The sequence below is a fragment of the Bradyrhizobium vignae genome (genome assembly GCF_004114425.1).
Classification (GTDB): Bacteria; Pseudomonadota; Alphaproteobacteria; order Rhizobiales; family Xanthobacteraceae; genus Bradyrhizobium; species Bradyrhizobium vignae.
Map to the genome: position 1 here is coordinate 35,448 of NZ_RDQF01000060.1, position 11,582 is coordinate 47,029.

Sequence of the window (11,582 nt, forward strand, 5' to 3'; positions counted from 1 at the left end):
TTGCTAAGTGATTTGGAACGATCGCAAAGAGATGGACATCGCACCACCGCCGCTCTTACCTATTCGCGAGACATCTGAGAGCTGACGGATTGCGATGACCATTCTCAAGGAAGCTGCCGCGACAGAGCCTGGCGCTTTTGTTGATCGGCCGGGCGTTACGTTCGACTGGCCCGCCCGCGAGACCGCGCGTCGAACCCGCGACACGCGCGCGAAGACCGCGAGCTCGGCACTGTTCATGAGCGAGACGATCGACGGGCTCAACGCGGGGGCGCATTTCCTCGATCGCCTGTCCACATTCGAGCAGGCCCGCGTGCATGCGGCCGGGCGCACCGTCACTGTGCCGCAGGGCGAGATGGTGTTCAGCCAGGGCGACGGCCACGAAGGCATCTTCATCATTCGCCGCGGGCAGGTTCGGGTCTACTACACGGCGCCGTCGGGCCGCGAGATCACGCTCGCCTACTGGACGCCGGGACATTTCATCGGCGGTCCGGAGATTTCCGGTGGCGGCATTCACATGTGGTCCGGCATCGCCATCGAGGCGTGCGAGATGACGGCACTCTCCGGTCCCGCGCTCGAGAAGCTGCTCAAGGGCATGCCGAGCTTCGCGCTGGCGCTGATCGACGGCCTCATCGCCAAGGGCAAGTGCTATTCCTCGATGGCGCAGATCCTCGGCACGCGCTCGGTGATCGAGCGGCTGGCGCAGTTCCTGCTCACGCTGTCAGAGCTGCACGGTGTGGCCGACGGCGACACCATCGTCATCAACCGCAAGATCACTCATGACCAGATCGCGGCCATGGTCGGCTCGACCCGGCAATGGGTGACGATGATGATGAAGCGCTTCCAAAACCGCCGCATCATCGCCATCGACGGCAGCTCCATCCGGATCAGGCGGATCGATCTGCTGGAGCAGATCTTGTTCAAGCATTGAGGTGGGCCGATCGACGCTCCGGGGCCGCATTTCTCCTCCCTCTCCCCGTTCTTACGGGGAGAAACGAAGAACGCGCATCACCGCGCCTCTTCGAATCCGGCCAGCACGGAAGTCAAATTCGCGCCGAGGATATTCGAGAGATAACCGCCTTCCGTGGTCGCAGGTTCGCTTGACGTGCCACGAAAGTCTTGATCTCCGCGGCCGCGAGATGCAAGCAAGAATGCCGCATCCGTGCGCGCGGCTCTGCATCGGAAGCAGATCATGCTCTAGCAGCGCCCGCGCTGGAGGCAGTGCTCGCGCCCCGGCTGGTCGGTGCGGAAGGATTCGATGAAGCCACCCTGGCGCTGGGTGACGAAGACAGTCTTGCCGTCACCGCCGCCGAAGGCGAGGTTGGTCGGCTCCTTGGCCCGAAGCGCGATCTCCCGCTCGACCGCGCCATTGGGCTTCATCAGCGCGATCGTGCCTTTGAGAATGCGCGCGACATAGAGGCGGCCGGCGACGTCGGTGCGCAGGCCGTCGACGGTGTCGGGCTGAAACGACTTCACGAGCCTTGCGCCAGTGAGCTCGTTGCCGCTGATCGCATAGGACCAGATCTGGCCGCTGCTGGATTCGCCCACATAGAGCGTCTTGCCGTCCGGGCTGAGATCGATGCCGTTGGTGGTGCCCATCGCGCGCGGCGCCGGCATCACCTGCCCCCGCACCGTCCCGTCGGCTCGCTTCGCGATGCGCCAAATATGACCTTCCCTGCCTTTCCAGTTCGGATCGCTCGCATAGATCGTGCCGTCGCGCGCGATGGTGATGTCGTTGGGCTGATTCATCTCGTCGGAATGAAACCAGACGGTGGGCTCGGTCGCGCCCTTCGGGATCGCGAAGATGTTGTGCTTCTTGTAATCGGCAATGAACATGGTGCCGTCGCGTGCAAAGCGGATGGCATTGCCGACACTGCCTTCGGGAAGCACCGTGAATGGCTCCGACGCCGCGCCGCCCGCCGGCAGCCTGCCGATGGTGCCGGGCTTGCCGAGATTGACCACGAAGAGGTTGCCGTCGAGGTCGGCGGCGGGCCCTTCGATGCCGAACGTATATTCGCCGGCGGGCGTCACCTGCACGCTTTCGAACAGCCTGGTCTCGGCCTGGGCGGGGGCCGTGGCGACGACGAAGAGGATGCTACTGCACAGGCACCAGAAATTCCTGCCGGATGTAATAGCCATCGCCGTCGGAGCACTCGCCATTCAGATAGGGATCGGCCGGCCGAAAGAATCGGCTGAAGCCGGGTCTGTCTACAGCGCTCCTTTGTGTCACGACAACGACCTTGGCGGCCGGTATTTCGCCGCATTCCTTGTCGGACTTGTCATAGAACTTGCGCTGCGGCGGACCGGCTTTGATCCGCATCCGCGTGCCCGGAACCATCTTCGCGACGAGCAGATCCGCCGCATCCAGCAGACGCTTGTAGCCAGGCTCGGTCTTCGGCAGGCTCTCGCCACCCGGCGGCATCAGCTTCTCCGCGCCAAGGCCGCGCAGGCGCGTGCGCAGCTTGCCGGCGTCGGGATCGCCGGGATAGATCCAGCCATCCTGCGACAGCATGAAACGGAGCACGGCGCCGTCCTGCTCTGCCTCCGATTGGCCCGCCTTCAGACCGAAATCCGAGTGGCAGCCGACGCAATGCTTCTCGACGAGGCCCTTGCGCAGCGTGGTCAGCCGGGCGCTGTTCCGTGCATCCCTGGCGACCAAGGCCGCGAGCTGATCGATCATCGCCGGGCTGCGGCTGTCGCAGGGCAGCGGCGCCGGCGCTTCACCCGCGGCGCGATCGACGCGGATCACGGTCCGGTTCTTGTCCTCCACCAGCCAGATCGCGCCGTCCTCCGCAACCGTCATGCCGACGGGCGCACCTTGCGGCCGCGCGCCGTTGACGCGGTGCCAGCCGGCGATCAGCTCCTCGAACGGCGCGGCGGCGACCTCGCCGGCCTCGGTTTGGAAACTGCGGGTCGGGTCAGCCGCGCAACTGACGTGATAGCGCACCGGTGCCGGGGCAGGTTTGGGGAAGCCGTGATCGTCGACATCATAGACGAGCAAGCGGCTGCCGGTCGGGCGATAGCCGTGCAGGCCCACCAGCAGCTTGCCCTCAAGCTCCGGAAATTTGCCGCCGTGGTAGTAGAGCATCGCGAGCGGTGCACCATGCGGCGGCAGCAGCGAGAGCGGCGGCTTATAGAGCGCGTTGGCCGTCCAGAGCGACTTGTAGACCCCGGATTGCAGCACGAGCCTGAATTCGGGACTCGGCGTCGACAGATCGTAGCAATACGGCCAGCCGTAGTGCCTGCCCTGCTCGATCGCGTTGATCTCCTCGTTCGGCTTGAAGATGTCGGGCAGATCGCGCCCGTTCTCGCCCTGCAGGAAGGCGTAGCCGGCATCCGGAAAGTTCGGATGCAGCGCCAGCGCCATCGAGTTGCGCAGACCGCGCGCATAGACGGTGTGCGGCGGGTCGGGATCGCCAGGCTTCAATGCCGGGAAGACGCCGCCTGGTGGCGGCGTGAACAGCCAGATCGCAGCCATCGCGGAGCCGCCTTCGGCCGCAGCGCAGGGCCTGGTGATCGGCGCCGGCGTGATGCAGTCGTCGCTGTGCGCGCCGACATTGACGAACAGCCGTCCATTCCGATCGAGCACGAATTGCTTCAGCGGATGCGCGCTCTCGTCCAGCCTCGTGCCGTCCGGCAAAGTGATTCGGCGGCCGGGCATGTGACGGATGATGGTCTCGACCGTGCTCCGTGGATTGTCGGCGAGCGGATCGAAACGGAAGATCGTCTCCGCGGTCGAGGCATAGAGCTTTTTGTCGGGACCGATCACGAGGCCGAACGGATATTCGAGCCCCGTCAGCAGCTCTTTGAAGCGTTGCCCGTGGGGCGCATGCGGATCGAGCAGCAGCAGCCGCCCGTCGGCATGACCCCAGCCGCCCATGTCGGCGACGACGAACAGGTCCCTGGACGATCGAGCGCGGGAATTTGAGGCGGTCCTGTTCGCTGGCGACGAGGCCGGCGCAGAATCCCGCCTTCATGTCGATCTCGATTCTGGGGAAGGCGAGATCGCCGCTGCCGCAGGAGTCGGTGCCGATCGCATAGCCACTTTTCCTGACCGGCTCGGACGATGCCGGCGCTAAGCCGAGCAGCGCGGCGGTCAAGACCCCTGCAAGCAAGCGCAGATTTCGCCGTCCGATCTCGAATGTGAACTGATTCACGGTCGCCCCCGACCTTCCCGCGGACGTTGTTCCATGCCGCCTCGGCGCCGTCCAGTCATCACTCGCCTGTGATTAAACCTGTAACGACCTTGGTGCCGACCAATCTCCGTAAATTCCCTTACCGGGCTCGACCCGAATGTTTCGCGAAGGCTTGGGGTGGTATCGATTTGCCGTCCCAATCGCTTTCTACAGGAGGCGCTCATGGTCCAGGTCTATTTTCACTGCTCCAACACCGAGGGCACGCTGATCGACCACTACGGGGCCGCCGTCGCCAATCTGACCGAGGCGCGCGACCGCGCCACCCAGATCATGAACTCGATGATCCAGACGCCCGGTGCCGAGGACTGGCGCGATTGGGTGATCCATGTCAGCGATGACGACGGTGAGGAGATTTTCGATCTCCCCTTCACCGCCATGCTCGGCAAGCCGCATTGAGGTGATACCATGTTGCTCGCTTCCTTGAGCCTGTTCCGCCAGCCCCTGAGCTTCGTCGCCACCAAATGGCAGACGCTGATCCGCGTCGCGGGCAACCCCTATCGCCCCGAGCTGCATTACATGCGCGGGCCTGGCCCGAAATGGCGCGCCAAATATCAGGCCAGCCGGCTGGACCGCTCGCTCTAGGCGCTCCTTCGCTGCGTTCGAGCTGATTTCCGTCTCTTTCCCATCATGGCCGGGTTCAACCCGGCCATGATGCGTTTGGGAGACGGCAGCGCCCCGCCATACCGCCTATTTCACACCAGCCATGTCGCGCCTCCCTTTGTTCTCGTTGGCGGCAATGTGTCATTCTGCGCTCGCTCCGCCGTTTGCGCGGTCGCGCAATGAAGCCAAGACACAGACCAACAAGACACAGAACAAGACGAGATCATGCCTCACCAGTTCAGCCTCAACCAGACCGTCCGCAAACCTGCAGTCAAATCGAAGGGCGGCATCGTCGCCTCGCAATCGCGGCGGGCTGCTGAAGTCGGGGCGCAGGTGCTGGCCGCGGGTGGCGACTGCGTGGACGCGATCGTCGCAACCACCTTTGCCCTGAACGTCCTGGAGCCCTGGAATAGTGGTATCGGCGGCGGCGGTGCGATGGTGCTCTACCGCGCGAAGGAAAATCGCTACGAGGTGATCGACTACGGCATGTGCGCGCCGCAGAGCCTGCGCACTGCCGACTATCCGCTCAGTGGCGAAGGCGCGGCGGCCTCCGACCTGTTTCCCTGGCCCCGGGTGAAGGATGACCGCAACATCCATGGTCCCGGCTCGATTGCGGTACCCGGCGTCGTCGCCGGCATGGAAGAGGCGCATCGCCGCTACGCAAAGATGCCGTGGAAGGATCTGGTCGCGCCGGCTGCCGCGCTCGCCGGCGAAGGCCTGCTGGTCGATTGGTGGACGACCGTGACGATCGCTGGCTCTGCGGCGGATCTCAGGCGCTATCCCGCAAGCGCGGCCGCATACCTGAAAGACGGTCTGCCGCCGAGCGCGCCATGGGGCATCAAATCCGAGACACGGCTGCCCCAGGACACCATGAAGGCGACTTTGTCACATCTCGCCGAGGCCGGCCCTCGCGATTTCTACCAGGGCGATCTCGCCAGGAGCATTGCCTCCGATATCAAGGCCGACGGCGGCTCGCTGTCGGTGGAGGATCTCGCCGCATTCCACGCCCACCTGCGCGAGCCACTGGCGATCCCCTATCGCGAGGGCAAGGTGCTTGCGACGCCGGAGCTCACGGCGGGACCGACGATGGCGCATGCGCTGCGCCTGTTGCAGCAGAGCTTGACGCCCGCAGGCGCGCCGGATGCCGCCGCCTATGTCGAATATGCGCTCGCCCTGCAGGCGGCCTTCCGCGAGCGGCTCAGGGACATGGGCGATGCCGACGGCAAGCGCTCGCTTGGCGCAGAATATCTGGCGCCCGCCTGCACCACGCATTTCTCCGTCGTCGACCGTCACGGCAACATCGCGGCGGTGACGCAGACGCTGCTCTCGTCCTTCGGCTCGAAATATGTGACACCCCACACCGGTATCACCATGAACAACGGCATCATGTGGTTCGATCCGACGCCGGGTACCACCAACTCGCTTGCACCCGGCAAGCGCTGCCTTTGCAACTACACGCCCGTTATCGCCGAGACGAAGGACGGCAAACGCCTCGCCGCCGGCGCCTCCGGCGGACGTCGCATTTTGCCCGCCGTGATGCAACTCGTCTCCTTCGCGATGGATTTCAGGATGGATCTGGACGCCGCCATCCATCAGCCGCGCATCGACGCCAGCGAAGGCGCGATCGTGATCGGAGACGCCCGACTTCCGGAGGAAGCACGCAAGGCGCTGGCCGCACGCTTCGACTACGAAGAAGGCCGGGTGCAAACGTTGCCGCAGAAATTCGCCTGCCCGAGCGTGGTGATGCGCGAGGGCGACACGAATTATGGGGCGGTCGAGATTTTTCAGCCATGGGCCGCGGCGGTCGCGGAAGGCTGAGCGCAGAAATCGACGCGAGATCATGCGAGCGCTCGTTGAGCCGATACGGGATCGCGCATCTGCACGAGCGTCACGACTCCTCCACATTCGCAGGGAACTTACCTGCGCACAGTTCGTTCATTGAATGGACAAATGCGCTCGCCCCAGTGGAGGACAAGATGAAGAAACTTGCGCTCGCCGCGTCCCTGATCATCGCGGCCGGCGTTACGTTTGCCGGCCCCGCGGTTGCAAAGGGCGGACATGGACATGGTCGCGGTCACGGCCATGGTCACGCGATGGGCCATTATCACTATGGCACACCGCCCGGCTGGTCGCATGGACGCAAGGTCGGCTGGCGCGGCATGGGATGCCCGCCCGGGCTGTGGAAGCAGGGCCGCTGCTGACGCAATCTGCAACTCCCAACACGGCGCCGCCCGAATCCGGGCGGCGCCTTTTTCATATGCCAAGCCGGTCCCGCACCCGGCCCGCGATCACCGCGGTCGTCACGCCGACCGGCCAGAACGCGTGCATCGGGATCGGCTTGATGCCCGTGATCGGCATGTCGATTTCGGCCTTGGCGCCGCCGATCAGGCGGCGCGCGAGTTGCGCGCCCATCGCGGTCGAGAGCGCGACGCCGCGGCCGTTGCAGCCGAGCGAGATCAGGATGTTCTCCGCGGGCTCATGCACGTGGGGATAATGGTCCTTGGTGATGGCGAGCCGGCTGTTCCAGCCATGGGTCCAGGCGGCGCCTTTGAGCTGGGGCCATAGCCGCTCGGCATAACGGATGAGATAGGCCACGTCATACGGCGACTTGATCCAGCGCATCGGGCCGCGGCCGCCCATCAAGAGACGGTTCTGCTGATCGATGCGGTAATAGACCGTGATGTGGCCGCTCTCGTAGAGGACCGGACGCGTCGGCATGATCGAACGGGCGACCGCGTCGGAGAGCGGCGCGGTCGCGGCGATCGAGGAAAACACCGGCACGATGGTGCGGCGGAGCGCCGGCCAGAGATCGTCGGTGAAGCCGTTGGTGGCGAGCAGGACCTTATCGGCATGAACCACTGCGCGCGGCGTCTCGATGCGCCAGCGCCTGCCGTCGCGGCGCAGTGACAATGCCGGCGTCTCGCCATGGATCTTCGCGCCCGCGGAGATCGCGGCGCGCGCGAGGCCACGGGCGTAGCTCAGGGGATGCAGATCGCCGCCGCGGGTATCCAGCATCGCGCCGATGTAACGGTCGGTGCCGGTCATCTCGCGCAGCTGCTCGCGGTTCAGATAGGTCACCGGCATGCCGCGGCGGATACATTGTTGCGCGGTCTTCTCGATCGCGGCGGCGCTGGCCTCATTGTAAGCCGCGCGCAGCGTGCCGTTCTGCCGCGCCTCGCAGGGAATCTGGTAGCGGCGGATCAGGTCGTGGGTGAAGTTCGTCGTGCCGTAGGAGAACTCGATCATGCGGCGGCCGAGATCTGCGCCGAAATCGGCTTCGATCTGATCGGGATCGTGCTTCAGTCCGGGATTGGTGTGGCCGCCATTGTTGCCGGACGCGCCCCAACCGGGTTCCTGCGCCTCAAGCACCAGCGCCTCGACGCCTTGCTCGGCCAGATGCAGCGCTGTGGACAGGCCGGTGTAGCCGCCGCCGACGATCGCGACGGAGACGCTTCTGTCGACGTCGAGCGGCGGCGTGGCGACCGGCGCGACGGCGGTGTCGGCATAGAGCGAGGGCGGCAGAGGCAGGCGCGTCATGGCGAAGTCCGGTCAGAGCGGATGCAGCACGCGGCGCAAAAAGTCCTGCGTGCGCGAATGCTGCGGCTGGTTGAGCAGCGCCTTGGCCGGGCCCTGCTCGACGATGACTCCGCCGTCGATGAACAGCACGCGATCGGCGACATCGCGGGCAAAGCCCATCTCGTGGGTAACGACGACCATGGTCATGCCGTCGTCGGCGAGCTTGCGCATGACGCCGAGGACCTCGCCGACCAGCTCGGGATCGAGCGCCGAGGTCGGCTCGTCGAACAGGATCGCCTTGGGTTGCATGGCGAGCGCCCGCGCGATCGCGACGCGCTGCTGCTGGCCGCCGGAGAGTTGCGGTGGATGGGCATCGGCCTTCTCGGCAAGCCCGACCTGGGCGAGCAGAGCGCGGCCGCGCTCGAGCACCTGGGCGCGCGGCTCCTTCTTCACGAAGAGCGGCCCCTCAATCACGTTCTCCAGCACCGTCCGATGCGGAAATAGGTTGAAGCGCTGGAACACCATCGAGACCTGGGTGCGGATGTTCACGATCGACGGAGCATCGCGATCGACCTTCAGGCCTTCGACGCTGATCTCGCCACGATCGTAGCTTTCGAGCCCGTTGATGCAGCGCAGGATGGTCGACTTGCCCGAGCCTGATGGCCCGATGATGCAGACCACCTCGCCCTTCTCGACGCTCGCCGTGATGCCCTTGAGCACCTCGACCTTGCCAAAGCTCTTGTGGACGTCGTTGAGTTCGATCATCGCTTGCGGGCCCGCTTCTCGAAGTGACGGACCAGCAGGATCAGGGGGATGCTCATGGTGAGGTACATCAGCGCCACCAGGGTGAACACGCTGGTGTTCTTGAAGGTCGAGGAGGCGATCAGCTTGCCTTGCAACGCAAGCTCTGCGACCGTGATGGTCGAGGCCTGCGAGGAATCCTTCAGCATCATGATCATGACGTTGCCGTAGGGCGGCAGCACGATACGTACCGCCTGCGGCAGCACCACGCGACGCATGGTGAGCCACCAGCCCATGCCGATCGACTGCGCCGCCTCGATCTGGCCCTTGTCGATCGCCTCGATGCCGGCGCGAAAGTTCTCAGCCTGATAGGCCGAATAGGCGATGCCGAGCCCGAGGATCGCAGCCTGCAAGGCCGTCAGCGTGACGCCGAGATCGGGCATCACGAAGTAGAGGTAGAACAGCAGCACGATGATCGGGATGCCGCGGATCACGTTGATCAGGCTGGCGCTGAGCATCGACAGCGCCTTGATGCCGGAGACCCGCATCATCGCCCAGACGAGCCCTAGCACGGTCGAGAGCAGCAGCGAGCCGACCGTGACGACGATCGTCAACGCGACGCCGTTCAACAGGATCGGGAAGAACTCGACGGCGTCGCGCCAGAAGCCTTTCATCGGGAAGCCTTCATCGGTCAGACGCTCACGATCAACCTTGTGCCTTCAGGCCCCATTTATCCAGAATCTTGTCGATGGTGCCGTTGGCTTTCAGCTTCGCCAGCGAAGCATTGATCTTGCCGAGCAGCGCAGTTTCGCCCTTGCGGACGCCGATGCCGACCGAGCCGACCGTGACCGGCTTATAGCCGTCGACGAGACGCACCTCGGGGAAGCCGCCCTGCTTCAGATTGTAGGCGAGGATCGGATAGTCGGCATAGCCCGCCTTGAGGCGGCCGGTGTTCACGTCGCGCAGGATGTCGGGGATGGTGTCGTAGGCCTTCACCTCGGCGAACAGACCAGTCTTCTTCAGCGCGTCGACGAAGGCGGTGCCGACCTGGGCGCCGACCGTCTCGCCCTTCAGGTCGTCCTGCGTGGCGTAAGCCTTGGTGTCGGTCTTCGGCACCACGAGGCCCTCGCCGTAGGTGTAGATCGGGTCGGAGAAGTCGACGACCTCCTTGCGCGGCGGCGTTATGAACATCGCAGCCGCGATGATGTCGATCTTGCTCGAGGTCAGCGAGGGGATCAGCGCCGAGAACTGCATCGGCTCGATCTGAACGTTGAAGCCGGCGTCCTTGCCGACCTCGGTGATGAGATCGACCATGATGCCCTGGATGGTGTTGGTCTTGGTGTCGAGGAAGGTGAAGGGAATGCCCGTCGGCGTCGAACCGACCTTCAGCACTTGTTGCGCCGACGCCGGCACGGCTGTGGCAATGGCGAGCGCCGCGATCGCGGCCTGGACAAAACGCTTCATCGCATCCCCCTTTGGGTCTGGCCGGTGACGGCGCTCGCGCATGTCGTGACCAGACGTTGCGGGCTCAGCCGTTTCGGCCTAGTTTCACCAATATGAAAATTGGTCACAGTTTCGCGAACGATGCAAGTGGTTTTCATGCACATGAAGGAGGCTGTCTGACGTGAGCGGTGGCAAAAGAATGCGCAAACCGGTCGCCGCAAAGCCGGCCAGGAAGGCGAGAGCCAAAGCCGTCGCCAAGCCGGCCGAACCCGCGATGGACGTCGCGGTCGGCCGTCGCATCCGCGATCTCAGGCGGGTCAGGCAATTCTCGCTGGAGACGGTCGCGGCGCGCACGGATCTGTCGATCGGTTTTCTCAGCCAGATCGAGCGCGGCCTGTCGTCGCCGTCGCTGCGCGTGCTGGCAACGCTCGCCGACGTGCTCGGCGTCGGCATCGCCGCGCTGTTCGGCGCAAGCCCGAGCAGCGATGGCTCCTCCGATCAGGTGGTAACCCGCGGCCTGCAGCGGCCAGAGCTGAAACTCTGGCGCACCGGCGTCTCGAAACAATTGCTGAGCCCGGCCAGCGCCGATAACAAGCTCAACCTGTTCCTGGTGCATCTGGAGCCCGGCGGCTCCACCGGCGACGAGCTCTACACCCATGATGGTGAAGAGGCCGGGCTCGTGCTCGAGGGCGAGATGATGCTGACGGTGGACAGCCGGACGTGGTCGCTGAAGACGGGTGACAGCTTTCGTTTCGCCAGCCGCCGGCCGCATCGGTTCTCCAACCCGGCGCAGGATGCGAAGGCCGTGGTGCTCTGGGTGAATTGCGTGACGGGGGCGTAAGCCTCCCTCCTTTCGCGCGCACACCCTCAGCCCGTGATAGGTTGGCGCTCCGCTACCTCCACATCGTCATTGCGAGGAGCCCTTGCGACGAAGCAATCCAGACTGTCTCCGCGGAGGGATACTGGATTGCTCACATGGGGATTTGGTGTGTCAAGGCGGTTTGTTCAGCTCTTTGTTCGATTGCAGGCCAGCTCTTCGTCCCGACCGTGGAGCACGTAGGATGGCGCGCGCAGATCGAGTCAAGGTCG

The 11,582-nt window shown here is 64.7% G+C and carries 11 protein-coding genes and 1 pseudogene; 6 read left to right on the top strand and 6 right to left on the bottom strand.

The window, feature by feature from the left end; genetic code table 11:
- Positions 1-94 precede the first annotated feature (94 nt).
- The gene (locus tag EAV90_RS32910; RefSeq protein ID WP_122401213.1) at positions 95-928 is read left to right on the top strand and encodes a Crp/Fnr family transcriptional regulator; all 834 of its coding nucleotides are present in this window, start codon (positions 95-97) and stop codon (positions 926-928) included.
- A 266-nt stretch (positions 929-1,194) separates the two neighbouring features.
- On the opposite strand, the gene EAV90_RS32920 is transcribed toward EAV90_RS32910, so the two are convergent.
- Entirely contained in the window at positions 1,195-2,136 is a 942-nt protein-coding gene (locus EAV90_RS32920) for an SMP-30/gluconolactonase/LRE family protein (protein ID WP_162500146.1), read from the bottom strand.
- A pseudogene (locus EAV90_RS32925) lies at positions 2,093-4,154 on the bottom strand (PQQ-dependent sugar dehydrogenase). Before EAV90_RS32925 ends, EAV90_RS32920 begins: the two are co-directional and overlap by 44 nt.
- Before the next feature lie 201 nt (positions 4,155-4,355).
- On the opposite strand from EAV90_RS32925, the gene EAV90_RS32930 reads away from it, so the two are divergent.
- The 4 genes from EAV90_RS32930 (at position 4,356) to EAV90_RS39845 (ending at position 6,994) form a co-directional block, all read left to right on the top strand.
- The gene (locus EAV90_RS32930) at positions 4,356-4,589 is read left to right on the top strand and encodes a DUF6894 family protein (RefSeq protein ID WP_122401210.1); all 234 of its coding nucleotides are present in this window, start codon (positions 4,356-4,358) and stop codon (positions 4,587-4,589) included.
- Positions 4,590-4,598: 9 nt separating this feature from the next.
- Positions 4,599-4,775, top strand: coding sequence for a hypothetical protein (locus EAV90_RS39840; RefSeq protein ID WP_164937212.1), 177 nt, complete (start codon positions 4,599-4,601; stop codon positions 4,773-4,775).
- Positions 4,776-5,018: 243 nt separating this feature from the next.
- The gene (locus EAV90_RS32935; RefSeq protein ID WP_122401209.1) at positions 5,019-6,611 is read left to right on the top strand and encodes a gamma-glutamyltransferase family protein; all 1,593 of its coding nucleotides are present in this window, start codon (positions 5,019-5,021) and stop codon (positions 6,609-6,611) included.
- Between the two features lie 158 nt (positions 6,612-6,769).
- The gene (locus EAV90_RS39845) at positions 6,770-6,994 is read left to right on the top strand and encodes a hypothetical protein (RefSeq protein ID WP_162500145.1); all 225 of its coding nucleotides are present in this window, start codon (positions 6,770-6,772) and stop codon (positions 6,992-6,994) included.
- A 52-nt stretch (positions 6,995-7,046) separates the two neighbouring features.
- On the opposite strand, the gene EAV90_RS32945 is transcribed toward EAV90_RS39845, so the two are convergent.
- Genes EAV90_RS32945 through EAV90_RS32960 form a run of 4 tightly spaced genes read right to left on the bottom strand, consistent with a single transcriptional unit; the run spans position 7,047 to position 10,514 of the window.
- Positions 7,047-8,330: an NAD(P)/FAD-dependent oxidoreductase gene (locus EAV90_RS32945; RefSeq protein WP_122401207.1), complete on the bottom strand. Its 1,284-nt coding sequence runs from the start codon at positions 8,328-8,330 to the stop codon at positions 7,047-7,049.
- Between the two features lie 12 nt (positions 8,331-8,342).
- Positions 8,343-9,074, bottom strand: a complete 732-nt coding sequence (locus tag EAV90_RS32950) for an amino acid ABC transporter ATP-binding protein (protein WP_122401206.1) — start codon at positions 9,072-9,074, stop codon at positions 8,343-8,345.
- Positions 9,071-9,724, bottom strand: coding sequence for an amino acid ABC transporter permease (locus EAV90_RS32955; protein WP_122401205.1), 654 nt, complete (start codon positions 9,722-9,724; stop codon positions 9,071-9,073). Before EAV90_RS32955 ends, EAV90_RS32950 begins: the two co-directional genes overlap by 4 nt.
- Before the next feature lie 31 nt (positions 9,725-9,755).
- The gene (locus tag EAV90_RS32960) at positions 9,756-10,514 is read right to left on the bottom strand and encodes an ABC transporter substrate-binding protein (protein WP_122401204.1); all 759 of its coding nucleotides are present in this window, start codon (positions 10,512-10,514) and stop codon (positions 9,756-9,758) included.
- A 178-nt stretch (positions 10,515-10,692) separates the two neighbouring features.
- Between EAV90_RS32960 and EAV90_RS32965 the strand changes: the two genes are divergently transcribed.
- On the top strand, positions 10,693-11,334 hold the full coding sequence (locus EAV90_RS32965) for a helix-turn-helix domain-containing protein (protein ID WP_162500144.1): 642 nt from the start codon (positions 10,693-10,695) through the stop codon (positions 11,332-11,334).
- Positions 11,335-11,582 lie beyond the last annotated feature (248 nt).